The 21762-nt window shown below is 65.6% G+C and carries 19 protein-coding genes; 9 read left to right on the top strand and 10 right to left on the bottom strand.

Annotation, left to right across the window (positions count from 1 at the left end):
* Position 1: 1 nt before the first annotated feature.
* The 6 genes from ACQR1D_RS18905 (at position 2) to ACQR1D_RS18880 (ending at position 5429) form a co-directional block, all read left to right on the top strand.
* The gene (locus ACQR1D_RS18905; RefSeq protein WP_315805054.1) at positions 2-634 is read left to right on the top strand and encodes a RebB family R body protein; all 633 of its coding nucleotides are present in this window, start codon (positions 2-4) and stop codon (positions 632-634) included.
* 98 nt (positions 635-732) lie between these two features.
* On the top strand, positions 733-1077 hold the full coding sequence (locus tag ACQR1D_RS18900) for a hypothetical protein (protein WP_315805055.1): 345 nt from the start codon (positions 733-735) through the stop codon (positions 1075-1077).
* Positions 1078-1083: 6 nt separating this feature from the next.
* A complete protein-coding gene (locus tag ACQR1D_RS18895) occupies positions 1084-2139 on the top strand; it encodes a hypothetical protein (RefSeq protein ID WP_316216324.1) in 1056 nt (351 codons plus the stop codon).
* A gap of 26 nt (positions 2140-2165) precedes the next feature.
* Entirely contained in the window at positions 2166-2849 is a 684-nt protein-coding gene (locus tag ACQR1D_RS18890) for a hypothetical protein (RefSeq protein WP_316182633.1), read from the top strand.
* Positions 2850-2971: 122 nt separating this feature from the next.
* Entirely contained in the window at positions 2972-3694 is a 723-nt protein-coding gene (locus tag ACQR1D_RS18885; RefSeq protein ID WP_434839022.1) for a hypothetical protein, read from the top strand.
* A 178-nt stretch (positions 3695-3872) separates the two neighbouring features.
* A complete protein-coding gene (locus ACQR1D_RS18880; protein WP_434889885.1) occupies positions 3873-5429 on the top strand; it encodes a hypothetical protein in 1557 nt (518 codons plus the stop codon).
* Positions 5430-5531: 102 nt separating this feature from the next.
* Here the strand turns inward: ACQR1D_RS18880 and ACQR1D_RS18875 are convergent, their stop codons facing one another.
* Both ACQR1D_RS18875 and ACQR1D_RS18870 read right to left on the bottom strand, forming a co-directional pair.
* A complete protein-coding gene (locus tag ACQR1D_RS18875; protein WP_434889884.1) occupies positions 5532-7187 on the bottom strand; it encodes a helix-turn-helix domain-containing protein in 1656 nt (551 codons plus the stop codon).
* 304 nt (positions 7188-7491) lie between these two features.
* Complete coding sequence (locus ACQR1D_RS18870) at positions 7492-8289, bottom strand: hypothetical protein (protein ID WP_315805061.1); 798 nt, start codon at positions 8287-8289, stop codon at positions 7492-7494.
* A 125-nt stretch (positions 8290-8414) separates the two neighbouring features.
* On the opposite strand from ACQR1D_RS18870, the gene ACQR1D_RS18865 reads away from it, so the two are divergent.
* From ACQR1D_RS18865 to ACQR1D_RS18855, 3 genes are all read left to right on the top strand, one after another.
* The gene (locus ACQR1D_RS18865) at positions 8415-8909 is read left to right on the top strand and encodes a YaiI/YqxD family protein (protein ID WP_315805062.1); all 495 of its coding nucleotides are present in this window, start codon (positions 8415-8417) and stop codon (positions 8907-8909) included.
* Positions 8910-8913: 4 nt separating this feature from the next.
* Positions 8914-10725: an ABC-F family ATP-binding cassette domain-containing protein gene (locus ACQR1D_RS18860; RefSeq protein ID WP_434893949.1), complete on the top strand. Its 1812-nt coding sequence runs from the start codon at positions 8914-8916 to the stop codon at positions 10723-10725.
* Between the two features lie 151 nt (positions 10726-10876).
* Positions 10877-11956 carry an alanine racemase gene (locus ACQR1D_RS18855; RefSeq protein ID WP_316182622.1) on the top strand — a complete coding sequence of 360 codons (1080 nt, stop codon included), beginning with the start codon at positions 10877-10879 and terminating at the stop codon, positions 11954-11956.
* A 239-nt stretch (positions 11957-12195) separates the two neighbouring features.
* Here ACQR1D_RS18855 and ACQR1D_RS18850 read toward each other — a convergent pair whose 3' ends face one another.
* The 8 genes from ACQR1D_RS18850 to ACQR1D_RS18815 all read right to left on the bottom strand — a co-directional run bounded on the left by ACQR1D_RS18850 (position 12196) and on the right by ACQR1D_RS18815 (position 21675).
* Entirely contained in the window at positions 12196-13422 is a 1227-nt protein-coding gene (locus tag ACQR1D_RS18850; RefSeq protein WP_434893948.1) for an NAD(P)/FAD-dependent oxidoreductase, read from the bottom strand.
* Between the two features lie 153 nt (positions 13423-13575).
* Entirely contained in the window at positions 13576-14493 is a 918-nt protein-coding gene (locus tag ACQR1D_RS18845) for an SDR family NAD(P)-dependent oxidoreductase (RefSeq protein WP_315803159.1), read from the bottom strand.
* Between the two features lie 132 nt (positions 14494-14625).
* Entirely contained in the window at positions 14626-15102 is a 477-nt protein-coding gene (locus ACQR1D_RS18840; protein ID WP_434893947.1) for a MaoC family dehydratase, read from the bottom strand.
* A gap of 6 nt (positions 15103-15108) precedes the next feature.
* Entirely contained in the window at positions 15109-16839 is a 1731-nt protein-coding gene (locus tag ACQR1D_RS18835) for an AMP-binding protein (protein ID WP_434893946.1), read from the bottom strand.
* Positions 16839-17729 carry a 3-hydroxyisobutyrate dehydrogenase gene (mmsB, locus tag ACQR1D_RS18830; RefSeq protein WP_434893945.1) on the bottom strand — a complete coding sequence of 297 codons (891 nt, stop codon included), beginning with the start codon at positions 17727-17729 and terminating at the stop codon, positions 16839-16841. Before mmsB ends, ACQR1D_RS18835 begins: the two co-directional genes overlap by 1 nt.
* 28 nt (positions 17730-17757) lie before the next feature.
* Entirely contained in the window at positions 17758-18834 is a 1077-nt protein-coding gene (locus tag ACQR1D_RS18825; RefSeq protein ID WP_434893944.1) for an enoyl-CoA hydratase/isomerase family protein, read from the bottom strand.
* The gene (locus ACQR1D_RS18820) at positions 18831-19976 is read right to left on the bottom strand and encodes an isobutyryl-CoA dehydrogenase (protein WP_315803154.1); all 1146 of its coding nucleotides are present in this window, start codon (positions 19974-19976) and stop codon (positions 18831-18833) included. Before ACQR1D_RS18820 ends, ACQR1D_RS18825 begins: the two co-directional genes overlap by 4 nt.
* A 202-nt stretch (positions 19977-20178) precedes the next feature.
* Positions 20179-21675 carry a CoA-acylating methylmalonate-semialdehyde dehydrogenase gene (locus ACQR1D_RS18815; RefSeq protein ID WP_434893943.1) on the bottom strand — a complete coding sequence of 499 codons (1497 nt, stop codon included), beginning with the start codon at positions 21673-21675 and terminating at the stop codon, positions 20179-20181.
* Between the last annotated feature and the right edge of the window lie 87 nt (positions 21676-21762).

The following is a 21762-nucleotide window of genomic DNA, read 5'->3' as shown; positions in this document are numbered from 1 at the left end:
CATGAGCGATCCGGGTACGGTCAACGGCCAGATCATCGACTCGACGACCGGCGTGGTCACGCTTCTGACCGGTCAGTCTCCGTCGCAGGCCTTCGGACTGCTCGACGCCGTGATGGTCGAGACGCTCGGCATGGCCATGCACAATGCGATCGGGCGGCAGCAGGGCGCGAGCGTGATCGGCTCGGCGGCAGTGACCGCGGCGTGCGCCAAGATGCTGTCCGTGCCGCTTCCCATCGCACCGCCGCCCGCGCCGAAGCCCCCGCCGCCCGCCGTCGATCCGCTCCCCGGACCGCCGCCCAATCCGTCGCCGAGCGCAGCCGTCGCCGCCGCCTTTGCCGAAGCGGAAAGCGCGGTGACCGCGCTGAAACTGCAGGCCAGCTCGGCCTCCAGCCTGGCGCAGACCGCGCAGGCAGATCTCAACCAGATCGTCACCGACGCCGGCGGCACGACGCCCTCGACGCCGCCACCCCCGAGCAGCTCGATCGCGACCGCCTATGCGGATGCGGCGAGCGCGATCGACACGCTGAAGGCCCAGGCCGCGACCGCGAATGGCCTGGCGCAGACCGCGGAGAGCGACCTCAACAAGCTGATCACCGAGGCCGGCGGCACCCCGCCCGCTCCTCCGAAGACCTGACCAGATCCTGAGCCGAAGACCCGACGACGAGACCGCCATGATCCGGGGCGCCGCAACCAGCACCGGCCGCAGCCTTCGGATCGGTTGAGGATACGCAGATGCCCAGCAATGTCGACGCCCAGATCATCGACGTGATCAACCAGGTCCAGAAGGCGACCATGGCGCCGCAGGTCGTACTCACCAGCGGCGCCGGCAAGGCCTATCAGTCGGTGGCGCAATCGGCGGCCATCGCCATCCAGGACGCGGCCGATGCGCTGCGCAACGTCTCGACCATCGCGACCACGGCCTCCGGCGTCGCCATGGCGCAGTTGCTGGCGACCGGCGAGCCGAAATACGCCGAAGCGCTGGTGACGGCGCAGAGCATGATGAAATCGGCGACCGACGACTTTGCCCAGATCGGCGCGGCCGCTTCCACGATCCTCAAGAACTTCCCGTCGGGGTGATGTGTCATGTCGGTGACGGTCGCAAACAGGCTGATCCAAGGCCGTGGCGGCCTCTCCGAGATCGGCGCGGTGGTTCTGGCGTTCATCGACGGCGGCGTGCAATGGCTCGAATGGGCGGTGCGGGCGCCGACGGCGAGCTACAGCTTCCCCGACGAAACCAGCATGATGGCCGAAATCCAGGACGGGCTGCACGGCTCGCCGCTGGCGCTGCTGCCCGGTCTGGGCCTGCAGGTCAGCCCGGTCAAGCTCCTGACCTTCAATCTCGGTGACCTGCGCGCGATTGCCAAGGCAGAGACCGGCGCGCAAGACGCCGCGACGGCGAGCCAGACCGAGAGCATCCTCAACGCCCACGGCATCCATGCGCAGTCGGATCTCGCAGCGGTCCCGGCCCTGCTCTCGCAGTTTGGCGTGGCCACGTCGCCGCTGTTCCAGTGTCTTGGCCTCAACGAGACGATCGCGCTGTGGGAGCTGATTGCGCTGCCGCAGCCGCAGGACGGCGAGCCCGACATCCGCAACGACGCGGCCGCCTTCGCCGTGCAGCAGGCCCGCACGCCCGAGGAGTTCTGCGACTACTACCGCATCTACATGGCGCTGACGGCCAAGCTGAAGACCGCCGCCAGCTCTGCCGAGCAACGCCTGTCCCAGGCCAATGGCGCGGTTCAGACGCTGCTGCCGATGATGTTCGGCGCGCTCGACTGTCCGCAGGTGCGGGGCCTAGTGCCCCCGCACGAGGTCGCCGCGGCCGTCAACAACTGGCTGCGGCAGGGACGGCGGCTCGGTTTCGCCCGGCTGTCGGAGGGCGTCTGCCGCATCATCGAGAGCACGACATTCACGCAGGAGACCGGCGCGGCGGCCCAGCAGGTCGTCACGCTGTATCTCGCCAACGCGCAGTCGTTCCTCTCGGCCAATCATCCGAAGACCGGCCGGATCAGCCAGGACGGACGCTCCTGCATCCTGCCGACGCAATCCGGCAATCTCTACGCCGAGCTCTACCTCGGCGCCGACGGCGACATCACCTTGCGCCAATTCAGGCGGATCGCGCCGCCCGCCGAAAAGAGTTGAGTCCGACACCCCATGAGGCAGGCATCATGAGCGAGCAGCCCCCGTCCCAGACCTCTCCGCCGGAGAACGAGCCCGACATCCTGCTCGACAATCCCTATGCCAGCCCGATGTTGCCTGAAGCATTCATCGAGCAGATCGAGGAGCAGTCGGCGGCTCAGTCGGCGCGCGATACCGAAGTCGAAGCCGAGCTGATCGAGAGCGCCACCGACGAGGTCGTGTCGATCGAGGAGCATCTGGGCGAGATGGACGAGGCTGTGATCGAGGTGGACGAGCAGGTCGCCAGTCCCCTCTCCTCGCACTCCATCCACCAGATCGAGCATCGCCTGCTGGAGGCCTCCCGCGCGATCGCCGCGGCCCAGCAGGCGTTCAACGAAGCGGTTGGTCGCACGGCGGCCTCGATGGAGCGCAAGATGGCCGCGGCGCAGGCCGCCATGCTGTCACGCCGGGCGCAGGTCGAACCGCTGCAGCCGCCCGCGGACTACGCGCCGCCCACGGTCGAGACGGCCGAGCAGGCCGTCGCGGCCTCGATCGTCGCCACGCGCCAGGCCACCAACTTCACCGATCGTCAGCTCGCGGCGATGGCCGCCACCGGCCGCGCCATCATCGCCGAGGCCCAGCAGGCGGCCGAGCAGAGCGTCATCGCCGCCGAACGCTCGATCAGCGCCGCGCTGGCGGCGAGCCAGCCACAGAAGACGGCGGCTTCCGCCTGACGCCACGCAAACCACCTCGCTGCGGCTGCGGGTGATCCGACCTGCTGTGTCAGCGATACTCCCGAAGCGGTCGTAAGAACACCGCCTCCGGCACCGCCTATCACGCGGAAGGATCCAATCCGATGTGCTGCATCATCTTCGATCTCGCCAGCACCGGTGGCCTGGACACCCTCGCCTCGCCGGGTGCCGGCCTCCCTGGCGCGCTGCCCCAAGGCATGGGAACCCAAGGCGGCCTCTACGTGATCGTCAACGTTCCCACCAACAACAGATACATCGGGAAAGCCGGCAATCTGGCGGACCGCTTCGATGGTCGAATGCTCACCGTGAACGAGTTCGGACTGAGCACCAACAATCTCAGGGGCGTCGGCGCGTTCTGGGGTGTCGCTTACGCCTTCAACACGCCGCAACCTCCCTCGCCGCCACTGCCAGTCTTCAAGGTCGAGGCCGGCATCACCTACAACGCCCAAACGAACGATGGCCGCCTCGCCAACCTCCTCTTGCCCGGCCAATTCGCTCCGGGAACTCCACAATATGCTTTCGCCAGCGCGCTGCAGATGAACACGATGGAAACCTGCAGGGTCGCCGATCCCATCTATTCCCTTAAAGATCCAACGGTCTACATCGATTCAACGACAGTCGACGTCGAACAACTACTCATTCGATTCTTCAAGATGGCGATCGGCAGCGGCGGAACTCTAACAAACAAGCAAAAAAGTCTGAATGCGTTCGTGAATTCAACCGGCAACAGCATGATCGTTGCTGTGTCGTGGGGCGCATGCCAAGCGCTCGGATTCCCGACCAGCGGCTTCACGATCATCACGATCGCCAACGGAAGCGCGCTTTGACGATCGCCGCGGGACTACCGTCCCGCCGCAGCGCGCGGGCCGTGCCGATCGACCCCGAGCGTAACGCCAACGGCAAAACGGTGAACATCAGAACTGATTCCAATTCGATTGCGCCGGGGGATGCGAAACTCGCAGGCATACGGCGCTCACATCAAACAAAGAGAAGAGGACGATCAGGATGCCAAAAGGCGACGAACCAACGATCTTCGTGACCAAGGACGACAGGCAAGTCGTCATCGCGTCAGGAGGCGAGCAGATCAGCCCCAACAGCTACGGCTTCGAGATCGAATTCTGCAGCCACAACAGCTGGGTGTTCCAATTCACTCACGTTGAAGCAGCCGACATCGAATTGACGGTTGGAGACTCGCCGGAAGCAAAAGCCGTCTGGACGATCGAGACCGATTCGGACAACGTCTTCGAACTCACGACGGGCAAGACGTGGTTTTCGACCGTCGCGGACGCCTACCTTGCCAAAGACCGACTTGCTGAATATCTCGTCGCTTCTGTATCCGGGACATCGACGCAAAAATATGTGACTTTCCTGCAATGGAAGGCGGCGTTCGCAAGCGAGGCCTTCGATACCCTCGTCAAGAATTTCTTTGGCAAAGCGTTGAAGAAAGCCGAGGCGAAGAATCGCAGCTCCACTCAAGTTCTTGTTCAACTGAACGAAAACAACATTGACGATACGACTAATGTCGGCGCGGCCCTATGGACGTTCGCCAAGAACGAGGGAAGCCCCCAAGATCCACAACCGTGGAACGATTACCTCAACAACATCCTCCTTGGGCGCAGCCAGAAAGACCCAAAAGAAGGCTTTTCTTCGCAGGTCAACATGCCCATGACCTTGCAAGGTTATTTTTTATACCAAATGGCGTGGAAACTACCTCGTGAAAATCTGCGCTTCAGCAAGGGCGTGGCACGGCCATCCTGGATCTGGTTGAACGTCATGGCCGAAGTCTATAGCGGATACATGTCATTGCTTACAAAGATCTATAAGGACGTCGGTCAGATTGATCCGGCGAAAGTTCCAGTCGAACTGAACATGACTATTGCAGAACTCAAGAAGTCCGCGTTTGTTTTCCTTGTTACGAACAAGGTGGTATGCGGTGCAATGGGCGCTCTGAGCGAGATGAATCAGCTCAAGCTCCAGGAAATCGCATACGCCGAAAAATCGACGTTGATCTTTCGGGATCCATACCCCTTTGAGGAACAGATCAATTCATATCAAGTGGACCAATTCCCGGGCTGGTGGCGCTGGTTGCCATTTCATAGCTACCTGAAGGATTTAACGGCACTCTGGTTTAAGGCTGCGCTGCTGGACGTGATCAGCAAGGAAGACTTTGATCGCACGTTTTGCGGCAAGCTCGGCGAAGTTCTCTTGTCGGGAGAAACGGCTGCGATTTGGCTGGACGCACTCGCAAAGTTTCAACGCGAGTACATAGAGAAGGCCGGAAAGAAACCTTACTCACGGCTCGCGACGTACGACGTCAAATCTCTCTGTAAAGCGATCAACATGGTGGAGAAAGCGCTGGGCGCAATGCTCCTGAACGCGAGCAATCCATCCACCGATCTTGCTTTCAATCTGCCGCCGCCAAATGCGCGCCCGTTTCTTGACTATTCCAGAGCACCGAAGTGGGAAGGACGCTACGACACCATGTGGTCTTCGATCAAACTACCGGAGTCCTCGCCGTCGACCGGTGATTGGACGTACCTCGTTGAGCATCGCCGGCATTAGGCGACGGAGAATGCCTTGGGTGGAAATGCGTCTTTTTCATACCAACCCTCGGCGGCGCTTACATGTTTCCAAAGCCTCTGTGAAAGAGGACAACCGCCCCCCTCACTCCGCCGCCATGCGCCGGTACTCGCGCGGGGTGCGGCCGACCTGACGGCGGAAGTATTTCTCGAAATGGCTGAGATCGGCGAAGCCGACCTGTAGCGCCACATCGGTGATCGGCTGCCGCGCATTTGTTGACAGCAACTCCTTGGCTTTCTCGACCCGAATGCGCGACAGCATTGCCTTGCACGAGGTCTGCAGGCTGTGGCGAAACAGGAAGCTCAGATGCGACTGGCTGACATGGGCCTGGCGTGCCAGGCTGCCGAGCCGGATCGGCTCGGCATAGTGATCGACGAGATACAGAAGTGCCCGGCGCAGATTGGGATGCAGGCGCGACAGCGCCGTGATGTCCTTGTTGAGCACGTGGCGAATCCAATCATCCGCTTCCGCCCCGATTTCCGGCCTCGCGGACGCTTGCTCGCGAACGGCTTCGGCCGGCGGCTTCGCCGCCGGCAACGCCGGTGACGGTGCCGCCGACGTCACCGTCACGCGCTCGGCCCGCGCGTGGAGAGCCGGGAAATAGCGCCTGATGTCCTCGGCACGGATCCTCGCACGTCCGGTCATGACCGCGAGCCGGGCGACCACGCGCTCGACCTCGAACGCGTTCTCCGGCCACGGATAGCTGCGGCACAGATCGAGCATCTCGGCGCTGATCTTGTCTTCGGCGCGATGACCATGTCCCTCGAGCGCAGCGATGACGAGCGGCTCGATGTCGTCGCAGCGCTCGCGCAGCGGCGGCACGCTGACGGGCAGAAAGTCGAGCTCGGCCAGCAATTGGCGCGAGAAGGAGCGCTCGGCCACCATGCGCGGCAGATCGCCGCCGGCCGAGGCGATCACGCGCACGCGCGTCGTGTTCGACACGTCCAGCCATTGCCCCAGGCGAGAATGCATGTGCTGCGGCAATTCGTTCTGCAGACCGGGCGCCAGCATGTCGATGTCGCTGAAGAACAGCGTGCCGCCCTCGGCCTGCCGAAACCAGTCCTGCGGCGCCCCCCGCGGCTGCGCGCAATTGACCTGCACGAACGGCAGATCGCGGCGCGGCCCGCAGCAATGGATCGCGGCGGCCAGATACGGCGTCTCGGTCCCGAACTCGCCCTGCAACAGGCACGGCAGATCGCTGTGCGACGCCTTCTCGACGAAGATCTCGAGATTTCGGACCGCCTCGCTCACACCCACCAACAGCAGCGAGCGGCCCAGGCGCTGCCGTGCCCACTCGCAGACCTCGTGGCGCTTGATCACGAAGGCGAGCTGGCGCGCGCAATCCGCCAGCGCGTCGGACAGGTCCGGCCCGCCCCGCCGCCCCTCCCAGGCCAACGTCAAACGGCCGATCCCGACGTCGGCATAGACCAGCGGCGCCGTCACGGATGGCGTCGGTCCGAGCCGCCATTCCGGCGCACGCCGCGGCTCGCGCTCGGCGGTGGCCGCAACACCGCCGTCTCTTTCGCTGAGCCAGTCCTGCACGGTTTCCGATCCGGATCGGGACAGGACGATGCGGCCGAGATCGGCGACGGCAATCTCCACAGTCGCCGCCCGCGACAGCTCCGCCAGACGCTGTGCATAGCTTGCCAGGAAATCGACGACGTTGAGATACGGCCGGCTCATCCTGGACAGATCGCGCCAGGCCTGATCGCCGCCGTCGAGTCCCCGCTGGTCTTTCATGACCCGGCTCAGTGCACGGACGCGTTGTGTCGATGATCCAACATGGCGGGCACGTTACCGCGGCTCCGACGCCGCTTCCGACCGAAGCGGCCGGCCCGATCTGCCCACCTTGTGCATCGCTTGCCAGAATTCATGGTCCCCCATGACGCAGCCCACGGCTACGCCGCATCTCCCATGTCCGATCATTGGCCCTTCCCCCTCACAACTACGGGCCAACCAAACCATACACAATTTTAGATTGAGTGTGAATGAATTCACAAGCGAGCCATCAAATGGTCTTGATGACTGATGCGATTCGTCGCGGCTATCCGCGCTGTTCGCGTGGCTGATAGATCGCCACGTGATGGCAATGCGCGAGCGGGCGGTCGCCATTGGCGACCACCAGCGCATCGAGCTCGACGAAGCGGTGACCCTTCTTCTCGTAGTTGGCAACCACACGGCCGCGCGCGGTGATCTCGTCGGCTTCTTCGATCGCCGACAGCAGTTGCATGCGGCTGCCGACGTGAATCCAGGGGCCGAGGACGACGTTGTCGACGAGCAGCCGGTTCGTCACCCGCTGCAGCATGCCGGGATGGCCGAGCCGTTCGTTGGCATAGATCGGATCGCGCTCGCGAATCTCAGAAAGATAGGCGGCGGCCGCCTGCCCTGGCCACGCGCGCGGCGCCGTGCCGAGCCAGCTGCCGACAGCGAAAGACTCCGCACTGACGAGCGGCCGCACCGCCGCGGCCGGAACATCCCGGTACTCGGCCAGCACGACATCCGGCACCGACGCGGGCAGCGAAGCGGAACCGGTGGCGCAGAGCTGCCCTCGGCTGATCACCTCGAGGGCGAGCCCGTCGGAGGTCTCGTTCGCGACGACCTCCGCGATCTCGCCGTCATAGACCGGCTTGGTGAACCGTGCCTCGATCAGCCCACGCTCCAGGAACGCCCGCCCCCAGCGTGCGACGGGCTGATGCAGCATATAGGCCAGCACCTCGACGCCGGGTACGAGACCGCCGGCGAAGCCGAATCGCCGCGCCACACTGTCGTCGTGCATCTTGTTCTCGGACTGCTTGGCCGTGTTGAACGCCTCGACCGCATACGCCGCGATTCTGCCCGACATCCTTGCCTCCCTTTCACCGTTTTCGGGCGATGGTAGCGGCCGGAAAGGCCCTGGCAAGCGGCGCGTTTGGCTCGCAATTCCCGGCGCGATGGGGTACCAACCGGACCATTCCAACCGATGGCCCGATGACGACCGAAACCGCCCCGATCCGCATCTATGTCGACGCCGACGCCTGCCCGGTGAAGGACGAGATCTACCGCGTTGCGATCCGGCATGGCCTGCCGGTGACCGTCGTCGCCGGCGGCTTCATCCGCGTGCCCGAGGATCCCCTGATCACGCGCGTGGCGGCCGGCAGCGCCATGGATGCCGCGGATGACTGGATCGCCGAGCGCACCGGCGCTGACGACATCGTCATCACGGCGGACATTCCGCTGGCCAGCCGCTGCGTCAAGGCCGGCAGCGCCGTGATCGCGCCGAACGGCAAGCCGTTCACGGAGGAGTCGATCGGCATGACGCTCGCCGTGCGCAACCTCATGACCGATCTGCGGTCATCGGGCGAGGTGACCGGCGGCCCGCGCTCGTTCACGCCGCGCGACCGCTCCACCTTCCTTTCCACCCTCGACACCACGATCCGCCGCCTGCAGCGCCAGCGCGCGGCGCGGACCCAGCAGCAGAGCTAACCTCATGGCGCCGCCGCTCATCCAACTCAAGGACATCCGCCTGACCTTCGGCGGCACGGCCCTGCTGCAGGGTGTCGAGCTGTCGGTCTCGCCAGGCGAGCGGGTCTGCCTGATCGGCCGCAACGGCTCCGGCAAGTCGACGCTGCTCAAGATCGCCGCCGGCCTGGTCGAATGCGACAGCGGCACCCGCTTCGTGCAGCCGGGCGCCACGGTGCGCTATCTGCCGCAGGAGCCGGATTTCTCCGGCCATGCCACCACGCTGTCCTATGTCGAGGCCGGACTCGGGCCGGGCGACGATCATTATCAGGCGCGCTATCTCGTCGAGCAGCTCGGACTGACCGGAGAAGAGGATCCCGCTGAAGTCTCCGGCGGCGAGGCGCGCCGCGCGGCGCTGGCGCGCGTGCTCGCGCCCAACCCCGACATCCTGCTGCTGGACGAGCCGACCAACCACCTCGACCTCACGACCATCGAGTGGCTGGAAAACGAGCTCGACGGCCGAAGCTCGGCGCTGGTGCTGATCAGTCACGATCGTCGCTTCCTCACCAATCTGTCGCGCGCGACCGCTTGGCTCGACCGCGGCCAGATCAGGCAGATCGATCGCGGCTTTGCGGCATTCGAGGCGTGGCGCGACGAGGTGCTGGCGGAAGAAGAGCGCGAGCAGCACAAGCTCGACCGCAAGATCGTCAACGAGGAGCACTGGCTGCGCTACGGCGTCTCCGGCCGGCGCAAGCGCAACGTCAAGCGGCTCGCCAATCTGCATGCGCTCAGGCAGCAGCGCCGCGACTATCGCGGTACGGCCGGCAGCGCCAATCTCGCCGCGGCGGAAGCCGACAAGTCCGGCAAGCTGGTGATCGAGGCCAAGGGCGCATCGAAGAGCTATGGCGACCGCAGGATCGTCGACAATTTCTCCATCCGCATCCAGCGCGGCGACCGCACCGGCATCGTCGGCCCCAACGGCGCCGGCAAGACCACGCTGGTCAATCTGCTCACCGGCGGCAGCGAGCCCGACAGCGGCAGCATCAGGCTCGGCGTCAATCTGGAGACGGCGACGCTCGACCAGCACCGCGAGAGCCTCGATCCCCGGACGACGCTCGCCGACGCGCTGACGGGCGGCCGCGGCGATCACGTCATGGTGGCCGGCAAGCCGAGGCACGTCGTCGGCTACATGGAGGACTTCCTGTTCTCGCGCGAGCAGATGCGCACGCCGCTCGAAGTGCTATCGGGGGGCGAGCGCGGCCGGCTGATGCTGGCGCGCGCGCTGGCCAAGCCATCGAACCTCTTGGTGCTGGACGAGCCGACCAACGATCTCGACCTCGAGACGCTCGACGTGCTCGAGGACATGCTCGGCGACTACGAAGGCACGGTGATCCTGATCAGCCACGACCGCGACTTCCTGGACCGCGTCGTGACCTCGGTGATCGTGCCCGAGGGCAACGGCAAATGGCAGGAATATGCCGGCGGCTACAGCGACATGCTGGCGCAGCGCGGCGCCGACCTGAAGCGCGAGCATGCCAAGGCGGCTGAGGAGAAGAAGGAGTCCAAGCCGGCTGCGACAGCGCCGGCGAGCGCGCCGAAGCGCAAGCTCTCCTTCAACGAGAAGCACGCGCTGGAGACCCTGCCGAAGACGATCGCGAAGCTGCAGGCCGAGATTGCCAAGCAGCAGGCCGTGCTCGCGGATCCTGCTCTTTACGCCAAGGACCGCAAAAAGTTCGACGCCGCCTCCCTCGCCATCGCCACCGCGCAGGCCGAGCTCACCGCCGCGGAAGACCGCTGGCTGGAGCTGGAAGTGCTGCGCGAGGAAATCGAGGGGGCTTGATGTTTACGTAGGATGGGCAAAGGCGCGCAAGCGCCGTGCCCACCACGAGCTTGCGCAACAGAAGACGGTGGGCACGCTTCGCTTTGCCCACCCGACATTCTCTCCGTCATCGCTTCGCTCCTCGCAATGACGGCAACATGGAGTGAATGACATGACCACCCCGCTCGCCGCCAGGATCGCCCGTGAGTACGGCACGCCCTGCGCCGTCATCGACATGGACAGGGTCGAGCGCAACATCGCGCGCATCCAGGCCCAGTGCGAGGCCGCGGGCGTCGCCAACCGGCCGCACATCAAGACGCACAAGAGCCCGGTGCTGGCGAAACTCCAGATCGAGGCCGGCGCGCAGGGCATCACCTGCCAGAAGATCGGCGAGGCCGAAATCATGGCGGACGCCGGCATCGCCGACATCCTGATCAGCTACAATCTGATCGGAGAGGAGAAGATGGCCCGCCTCGCCGCGCTGCAGGCCAAGGCCGACATGACCGTCGCCGCCGATAACGCGACCGTCATCGCCGGCCTGCCGCAGGCGGCGAAGCAGTCGGGCCGCACGCTGTCGGTCGTGGTCGAATGCGACACCGGGCGCAAGCGCGCCGGGGTCGAGACGCCGGCGGAGGCGATCCAGCTCGCGCGCCAGATCAAAGCCTCCGAGGGACTGCGCTTCGCCGGCTTCATGCTGTACCCGACCGAGAGCGGCTGGGACGAGGCGCAACGCTTCTACGACGAGGCGCTGGCCGGCGTCCGCGCCGAGGGACTGGACGCTGCCATCGTCTCGACCGGCGGCTCGCCGAACCTGAAGAATCTCGGCAAGCTCAGGGGCGCGACCGAGCATCGGCCGGGCACCTATATCTACAACGACCGCATGCAGGTCGCCGCCGGCGTCGCCACCTGGGACGACTGCGCGCTGCACATCTACTCGACCGTCGTCAGTCGCGCCGCGCCCGAGCGCGGCATTCTCGATGCCGGCTCGAAGACGCTGACGACCGACACTGGCGGGCTCGACGGCCACGGCCTGATCCTGGAACACCCCGAAGCCAAGATCGCGCGCTTCGCCGAGGAGCACGGCTTCCTCGATCTGTCGCGCAGCAACACCCGCCCCCATGTCGGCGACGTCGTCCGCGTCGTCCCCAACCACGTCTGCGTCGTCGTCAACATGATGGACGAGGTGGTGATGGTGCGCGGCGAGGAGATTTTGGGCACGCTGCCGGTCGCGGCGCGGGGGAAGCTGCGATAGGGGGCGCTCTCTCAGCCCGTCATTGCGAGGAGCGAAGCGACAAAGCAATCCAGAGCCGCACGTGCCGCCCTGGATTGCTTCCGCCGTCGCCCGTCGGGCTCTGGCGGACAAGTCGCTTCGCTCGCAATGACGGCAAAGACGTCGGGTGGGCAAAGAGGCGACGCGGCAACGCCTCGGCGCATCGTGCCCACCGTTGTCTCTGTTGGTGCTGACGGTGGGCACGCTGCGCTTTGCCCACCCTACGATTTAAGCCACTTCAACACGCCCTTCCCCGCAGCCACGCCAGTCGCAAACGACGCCTGCAGCAGATAGCCGCCGGTCGGCGCTTCCCAGTTCAGCATCTCTCCCGCGGCGAACACGCCGGGCAGTCGCCGCAGCATGTAGTCAGCGTCGAGCTCATCGCGGGCGATGCCGCCGGCGCTGGAGATGGCGCGCGCGAGCCCGGCGGTGCCGGTCAGCTTGATCGGCAGGGCGTTGATCAGTGCCGCGAGACGGTCGGGCGGTAGCGACGACAACGACAGCCCTTGCGTCTTTGCTGCCTCCTGCAGCAGGCCGATCGCGACCGGCGACAACTGCAACGCCTTGCGGAGCACATTCGAGAACGACTGCTTGCCGCGTGGAGCCGATAGCTTCTTGATCAGATCAGCGGCAGCGAGATCGGGCCGCAGCGCGACGTGCAGGACAGCCTCGCCATGAACAACCACGGCCTCCCGCAGCTCGGCCGACAGTGCATAGACCGCGCCGCCTTCGATGCCGTCCCGCGTCACGACCGCCTCGCCGCGCACGCTGCGCTCGCCAAAGGACAGCGCGATACTCTTGAGCGGCCGGCCCTCGAAACGGTCGCGGAAGATGTCGGACCAGGCGACCGTGAAGCCGCAATTGGCCGGCCGCAGCGGCACAATCGCGACGCCCTTTGCTGCCAGGATCGGCACCCAGCCGCCGTCGGATCCGAGCCGCGGCCAGGACGCGCCGCCCAGCGCCAGCACGGTCGCGTCGGCTGCCACGGTGTGCGGACCGTTCGGCGTCTCGAAGGTCAGATGTTCCCGGTCGTCCCAGCCGGTCCAGCGATGCCGTAGCGCGACTCGCACGCCCTGCGCATCGAGCCGGCGCAGCCACGCCCGCAGCAACGGCGAGGCTTTCATTGCGACCGGAAACACGCGGCCCGAGGAGCCGACGAAGGTCGGCTCGCCCAGCGCCTCGCACCAGTCGCGCAGTTGTTGCGGCGAGAAGGCTTGGATGGCCGGCGCAAGCCACGACGCAGCGTCGCGATAGCGCGACAGGAACAGCGGCAGCTCTTCGCTGTGGGTGAGATTGAGGCCCCCTCGCCCCGCCATCAGGAACTTGCGGGCAACCGACGGCATCGCGTCGTAGACGGTGACGGCGACGCCGCCGCCCGCCAGCACCTCGGCGGCCATGAGCCCAGCCGGGCCGGCCCCGATGACCGCAATGTGCTTTAAAGAGGACATGTCGTCAGTTTAGGCCCCCCACCGCACCAAGCCAAAGGTCGTCATGCCCGGGCTTGTCCCGGGCATCCACGCCCGTCCACGCCGCAGTGCCAAAGACGTGGATGGCCGGGTCAAGCCCGGCCATGACGGTGAGTGTGGAGCGGGCTTCGTGCCCTACAGCTTGATCCCCAGCCGTGCCGCGGCCTGCGACACGTACTTCTGCGTCTGCTCGAACGCGCCCTGCAGCGCCCGCGCCTTCGACATGTCGCTGATCTCTTGGAAATGCGCGGCGACCGCGTCCGGCGTCCACTCCTCCGGCGGCAGGTTGATGCCCTCGCTCTCCAGGATCCTGATCACCGCGAACGAGCCGGCGCCGGCGCCCATGATGGTGCGGGTCGGAGCGTCCTCGCTGAGCAGATACTCCACCGCAGGCGTGATCGATTCCGGCTTCATCAGCTCCAGCGCCTGCGGCGGCAGCAGCTCCTCGGTCATGCGCGTGGCCGCGGTCGGCGAGATGATGTTGACGCGGATGTTGGTCTTGCGGCCCTCTTCCGCCAGCACGTTCATCAGGCCGACCATGCCGGTCTTCGCCGCGCCGTAATTGGCCTGGCCGAAATTGCCGAACAGGCCGGAGGACGAGGTCGTCATGACGATGCGGCCGTAGTTGCGCTCGCGCATGCCGTTCCACACCGCCTTGCAGCAGTAGAAGGTGCCGACCAGATGCACGTCCAGCACCTTGGCGAAATCCGCCACCTCCATCTTGGCGAACGACTTGTCTCTGAGGATGCCGGCATTGGCGCACATGATGTCGACGCTGCCCCACTCCTTGGTGGCGCGCTCGACCATCGCCGTGACCTGCTCGAAATTCGAGACGTCGGCGCCGTCGGCCATCGCGGTGCCGCCGGCCTTGCGGATCTCCTCGACCACCGTCTCGGCAGCGGTCATCGAGCCGCCGGTGCCATCGCGCGCGCCGCCGAAATCATTGACCACGACCTTGGCGCCGCGGCTCGCCAGTCCCAGCGCATGCGCGCGTCCGAGACCATTGCCTGCGCCGGTGACGATGGCGACGCGTCCGTCGAATCTGATTGCCATGATCTTTTCCTTCAGTGAGGTCGTCATGCCCGGGCCTGACCCGGGCATCCATCCACTTCGAAAGACTCTCAGTCTTGATGGATCGCCGGGTCAAGCCCGGCGATGACGATGGGTGGATTGTGACGAAGATTGTTAGTTCAGATAGATCAGCCCGATCCAGTCGGCGACCAGCGCGGGCTTGTCCTCGCCCTCGATCTCGACCGTGACATGGGTGCGCGACTGCAACTCCTTCGGCTTGCGCAGCGTGGCTTCCGCCAGCACGAAGCGACCGCGCACGCGTTTTCCCGATTTCACCGGCGAGATGAAGCGCAGCTTGTCGAAACCGTAATTGACACCCATCGCCGTGCCCTCGATCGCCGGCATGACCTCGTAGGACATCACCGACAGCAGCGACATGGTGAGGAAGCCGTGCGCGATGGTCGTGCCGAACGGCGTCGCCTTGGCCTTCTCCGGATCGACGTGGATGAACTGATGATCCTCAATGACATCGGCATAGGTGTCGATGCGCCTCTGATCGAGCACGTGCCATGACGACACGCCGATCTCCTGGCCGACCATGGCCTGATAGGCTTCGAGCGAAATCGGCGGCTTCTTCCAGATCTGGTTCATGCGTTCCTACACCTCGTGCCCGGACGGCCTGGTCTTCAGCTCCGGGAAATCCTCTTCCTTGAACTCTGTGCCGCGCAGATGATCCGTGCGGTTGTCCTCGTGCTCCAGCCGGCGCAACTGCACGCGGCGGATTTTTCCGGAGATCGTTTTCGGCAGTTCGCTGACCAGCTCGAGCCGACGGATGCGCTTGAATGGTGCGAGCCGCGCCTGGAGATGCTCGAAGATCGACAGTGCCGTGGCGCGCGAGCGCTCCGCGCCCGCCGTCAGCAACACATAGGCTTTCGGTATAGCGAGACGGATGGGATCCGGAGATGGCACAACGGCGGCCTCGGCCACGGCCTCATGCTCCAGCAGCACGCTTTCCAGCTCGAACGGCGAGATGCGGTAGTCGGACGATTTGAACACGTCGTCGGAGCGGCCGACGAAGGTGAGGTAGCCCTCATCGTCCCGGAACACGACGTCGCCAGTGCGATAGCGCGTGCCGTCGGCGCCGGACAGCTTGCCGTCGTCGCCCTGATAGCCCTGCATCAGCCCGGCCGGGCGCTCGCCTGACAGCGCCAGCGTGATCTCGCCCTCGCTTGCCAGATTGCCGTCGGTGTCGGCGACCTCGACGCGATAGCCCGGCAGCGGCCGGCCCATCGAGCCGATCTTCAATTTCTGGCCCGGCGAGTTGCCGACGATGGCGGCGGTCTCGGTCTGGCCATAGCCGTCGCGGATCGTCAGCCCCCAGGCGGCGCGCACCTGATCGATGACTTCCGGATTGAGCGGCTCGCCGGCGCCGCAGGCCTCGCGCAGGCTGACCTTGAAGTCGGCGAGATGCTCCTGGATGAACAGCCGCCACACCGTCGGCGGCGCGCACAGCGTGGTGACGCCGCAACGTTTGATGATCGCGAGCAGCCCCTTGGCGTCGAAGCGCGGCTGGTTGACGACGAACACTGTCGCGCCGGCATTCCACGGCGAGAAGAAGCAGCTCCAGGCATGCTTGGCCCAGCCCGGGGAGGAGATGTTGAGATGCACGTCGCCCGGCTGCAGGCCGAGCCAGTACATCGTGGAGAGATGGCCGACCGGGTAGCTGCGATGGCTGTGCCGCACCAGCTTCGGCTTGGCCGTGGTGCCCGAGGTGAAATAGAGCAGCATCGGATCATCCGGCTGCGTCGGCCCATCCGGAGTGAACGCCTCGGCCGTATCAGCCGCCTGCTCGAACGGCAGCCAGCCGGCAGGTGCCGCCGGCGCGCCGACGACGATGCGGACGAGATCATCGGCGCCGAGTTCGGCGAACTTCGCCACCTGATCCTGCGCGGCGACGATGGCTTTCGCGCGGCCGCGCTCCAGGCGATCACGCAACTCGTCGGTGGTGAGCAGCGTGGTCGCGGGGATCACGACGACGCCGAGCTTCATCGCCGCCAGCATGGTCTCCCACAGCGGCACGACATTGCCGAGCAGCAGCAGCAGATGGTCGCCGCGTTTCAGCCCCTGCGCGCGCAGGAAATTCGCAACCTGGTTGGAGCGGCGCGACAGCGCGGCAAAGGACAGCTTGGTCTGGCGGTCCTGCGCGGCATCGAAGATCCATAACGCCGTGCGGTCGCGGCTCTCCGGATCGGATGCAAGCTCGCTATCGAACCAGTCGAGCGCCCAGTTGAAGGGCACCGGATCGGGCCAGCGAAAACCCTTCACCGCGGCATCGTAGTCGGTGCGATGCGCCAGCAGAAACGCGCGTGCGTCCTTGAATGTCGTCATCAGGAGGTCCCAGCGAGCTTGCGGACGTGCTGAATGATCCCGGAGAAATCGACGCCACCATGGCCGGCGGCCTCGAACGCCTTGTAGATCTCCTGCGCGTGCTGCCCGAGCGGCGTCGCCGCGCCGGCGGCCTTGGCGGCGTCCTGCGACAGCGTGAGATCCTTCAGCATCAGCGCGGTCGCGAAGCCGGGCTTGTAGTCGTTGTTGGCGGGCGAGGCCGGCACCGGGCCCGGCACCGGGCAATAGGACGTCAGCGACCAGCACTGGCCCGACGAGGTCGAGGCGACGTCGAACAGCGCCTGATGCGACAGGCCGAGCTTTTCGCCTAGCGCAAAAGCCTCGCTGACCGCGATCATCGAAATGCCCAGGATCATGTTGTTGCAGATCTTGGCCGCCTGACCGGCGCCGGCGCCGCCGCAATGGACGATCTTCTTGCCCATCTTCTCCAGGATCGGCTGGGCTGCGGCGAACGCGCCCTCCTCGCCGCCGCACATGAAGGTGAGCGTCGCGGCCTTGGCGCCGCCGGTACCGCCCGACACCGGTGCATCGACGGCGGCGATGCCGTGCTTGGCGGCCAGCGCATGCGCGGCGCGCGCGCTCTCGACGTCGATGGTCGAGGAGTCGATGATGACAGCGCCCTTGGACATCGCCGGCACGACCTCGTTCCAGACCGCCAGCACATGCTTGCCGGCCGGTAGCATGGTGACGACGGCGTCGGCGCCTTTGGCCGCCGCGACGGCGCTGTGGGCGATCTCGGCGCCATCGGCCTTGGCCTGCGCACGCGAGGCTTCGACCAGATCGAATGCCACCACCTTGTGGCCGGCCTTGACCAGGTTGGCGGCCATCGGGCCGCCCATGTTGCCGAGGCCGATGAATGCGATCGTTGCCATGGTTCGTTCTCTCCCCTCGACCTGATTGTTATCTCGTTTGCGGAAATGCCAGCTCGTCGGCGCCGATCTCAGCTAGATAGCGCGCCAGCATCTCCGGCGTCACCTGATCGACATCCGGCGGCGACCATTTGGGATTGCGGTCCTTGTCGATGATCGCGGCGCGGACGCCTTCGCGAAAGTCGTCGCTGCGGAACACTTCGAGTGCCGCACGATACTCGCGCACCAGGCATTCCTCCAGCGACGCCGCTCCGCGCGCCAGCCGCAGCAGCTTGAGCGTCACGACCATGCCGCGCGGCGACTTCTCCTTGAGCGTCTTCTGCGTCGCCAGCGCCAGCTCCGATCCATCCGCGTCCAGCGCCGCGAAGATGTCGTGCATGCTGTCCTGGGCAAACCAGGCGTCGATCTTGGCCTGCTGCGCAGCCACCGGCCCGGCCGTCTCGTCCGTTGCGAAGCCCGCGATCAGCCGATCGATCTCGATCGAGAGCGTGCCCGGCCGGACCTTGGTCAGGACCTCGCGCAGCGCCGGCCAGCTCGAAGTCGGCACGACGGCATCGGCAAAGCGCGCATGGATCGCATCGGGCCCGTTCATGGTCTGCCCGGTCAGGCCGAAATAGGCGCCGAGTTCGCCCGGCGCGCGCGATAACAGCCAGGTGCCGCCGACGTCGGGAAAGAAGCCGAGGCCGACCTCGGGCATCGCAAGCTTCGTTTTCTCGGTCACGATGCGGTGGCGGCCATGCGCCGACAGGCCGACGCCACCACCCATCACGAGCCCATCCATGTAGGCCACATAGGGCTTTGGGAACGCCGCGATGCGCGCGTTCATGATGTATTCCTGACGCCAGAACACCTTGCCAAGGTCGCCATTCACCTTCGAGCTTTCATAGAGCCCGCGAATGTCGCCGCCCGCGCAAAGTCCCCGCTCGCCCGCGCCTTCCAGCACGACAACCGCGACGGCCAGATCGACCTCGAACTGATCCAGCGCGGCGTCGATGCCCATCGACATCTCCAGCGTCATCGCATTGATCGCCTTCGGCCGGTTCAGCCGGATGATGCCGGCCGAGCCCTCGCGGCGGACGATCAGGTCGCCTTCGAGGACCTCGCTCATCGCGCGGCCTCGATCAGCTTGCGCGACACGATCAGCCGCATGATCTCATTGGTGCCTTCGAGGATCTGGTGTACGCGCAGGTCACGCACGATCTTCTCGATGCCGTATTCGCTCAAATAGCCGTAGCCGCCATGCAGCTGCAGCGCCTGGTTGGCGACCTCGAAGCCGACATCGGTACCGAAGCGCTTGGCCATTGCGCACAGCATGGTCGCGTCAGCATCCTTGCGGTCGAGCGCGGCCGCCGCACGCCAGACGAAGGTGCGCGCCGCCTCCAGCTCGATCGCCATGTCGGCGATGCGAAACTGCAGCGCCTGGAATTCGTCGAGCCGCTTGCCGAACGCCTTGCGCTCTTTCGTATAGGCCAACGTCTTGTCGAGCGCCGCCTGCGCACCACCGAGCGAGCACGCGGCAATGTTGAGGCGGCCGCCGTCGAGCCCGGCCATCGCGATCTTGAAGCCGATGCCCTCCTCGCCCAGCCGGTTGGCGACCGGCACGCGCGCATTCTCGAAGATCACGGCGCGGGTCGGCTGCGCATTCCAGCCCATCTTGCGTTCATTGGCACCGAACGACACGCCGGGGGTATTGGCGTCGATCACCAGCGTCGAGATGCCGCCGGGACCGTCTGCTCCCGTGCGCACCATTGCGACCAGGATGTCGGTCGCGCCCGCGCCGGAGATGAACTGCTTCTGCCCGTTGAGCACATAGTCGTCGCCGTCGCGCACCGCGCGCGTGCGCAGCGCCGCCGCGTCGGAGCCTGCGCCCGGCTCGGTCAGGCAATAGCTCGCGATCAGGTCCATGGCGCAGAGCTTCGGCAGGTAAGCCTGGCGCTGCGCCTCGGTGCCGAATGTGTCGATCATCCACGAGGCCATGTTGTGGATCGAGATGAAGGCCGAGACCGTGGGGCAGCCCGTCGCCAGCGCCTCGAAGATGAGCGCAGCGTCTAGCCGGCTCAGGCCGGAGCCGCCGACATCGTCGCGAATGTAGATGCCGCCCATGCCAAGGCTTGCGGCCTCGCGCATCACATCCACCGGAAAATGCTTCTCCTCGTCCCAGCGCAGCGCATGCGGGGCGATCTTCTCCGCGGCGAAGGCGCGCGCCATGTCGCGCACCGCGATCTGATCCTCATTGAGAGCGAACTGCATTCGTTCTCCGCGTTTCCTTAGATTTGTTGTTTGGCTTTGGCGCTGCTCCGAACTCCGTCATTGCGAGCGTAGCGACTTGTCCGCCGAAGCCTCTGGGCGGAGACGGAAGCAATCCAGAATCTTCCCGCGGAGGCAGTCTGGATTGCTTCGTCGCTTCGCTCCTCGCAATGACGACGGCGAGAGTCCATCAAGGACCCTCAACTCACTTCATCAGCGGGATCGAGAACTCCGCGCCTTCCTTGACGCCGGACGGCCAGCGCGAGGTCACCGTCTTGGTCTTGGTGTAGAAGCGGATCGAATCCGGGCCATGCTGGTTGAGATCGCCGAAGCCGGACTTCTTCCAGCCGCCGAAGGTGTAATAGGCGATCGGCACCGGGATCGGCACATTGATGCCGACCATGCCGACATTGACCTTGGCCGCGAAGTCGCGGGCCGCGTCGCCGTCCCGGGTGAAGATCGCAACGCCGTTGCCGTAATCATGCTCGGACGGCAGCGCCAGCGCCTCGGCATAGTCCTTGGCGCGCACGACCGACAGCACGGGTCCGAAGATCTCTTCCTTGTAGATCCGCATGTCCTTGGTGACGTTGTCGAACAGGCAGCCGCCCATGTAGAAGCCGTTCTCGTAGCCCTGCATCTTGAAGCCGCGACCGTCGACGGCGAGCGTCGCGCCCTCCTTGACGCCGATCTCGACATAGTTCTTGACGCGCTCGACCGCCTCGCGGGTCACCAGCGGGCCGAAATCGGCCGACGGATCGACGGATGTGCCGATCTTGAGGCTTTCGACGCGCGGGATCAGCTTATCCATCAGCCGGTCCGCCGTGGTCTTGCCGACGGGCACCGCGACCGACACCGCCATGCAGCGCTCGCCGGCCGAGCCGTAGCCGGCTCCGATCAGCGCGTCGACGGCCTGGTCGAGATCGGCGTCGGGCATGATGATGGCGTGATTCTTGGCGCCGCCGAAGCACTGGCAGCGCTTGCCGTGGGCGGCGGCGCGCTCATAGATGTACTGCGCGATCGGCGACGAGCCGACGAAGCCGATCGCCATGATGTCCGGATCCTCGAGGATGGCGTCGACCGCCTCCTTGTCGCCGTTGATGACGTTGAGGATGCCCGGCGGCAGACCGGCCTCGATCATCAGCTCGGCGAGCTTCATCGGCACGCCCGGATCGCGCTCCGAGGGCTTCAGGATGAAGGCATTGCCGCAGGCGATGGCAGGGGCGAACTTCCACATCGGAATCATCGCCGGGAAATTGAACGGCGTGATGCCGGCAACGACACCGAGCGGCTGGCGCATCGAATAGATGTCGATGCCGGGTCCGGCGCCTTCCGTGTACTCGCCCTTCATCAAATGCGGAATGCCGCAGGCGAACTCGACGACTTCGAGGCCGCGCTGGATATCGCCCTTGGCGTCCGGAACGGTCTTGCCGTGCTCACGCGCGAGCAACTCGGCGAGCTGGTCATAATCGCGCTGGGCGAGTTCCAGAAACTTCATCATCACGCGCGCGCGGCGCTGCGGATTGGTGGCGGCCCAGGCCGGCTGCGCCGCCTTGGCGTTCTCGACCGCAGCCCGGAGCTCGGCGCGCGAGGCCAGCGCGACCTTGGCCTGAACGTCGCCGGTCATGGGCTCGAAGACATCGGCCGTCCGTCCGGACGTGCCCTTGACCTCTTTGCCGCCAATGAAATGACCGATCGAACGCATGGGGTATCCTCCGCAGGGTAAGCAGTGCCGATTTGGCCGGCATCTTGCAGTCTTTGCGGCGTTTGGGAAGGGTCTAGGCGCTGATCG

The organism is Bradyrhizobium sp. HKCCYLRH2047 (assembly GCF_051168175.1).
GTDB lineage: Bacteria > Pseudomonadota > Alphaproteobacteria > Rhizobiales > Xanthobacteraceae > Bradyrhizobium.
This window is presented reverse-complemented; position numbering and strand designations above follow the sequence as displayed.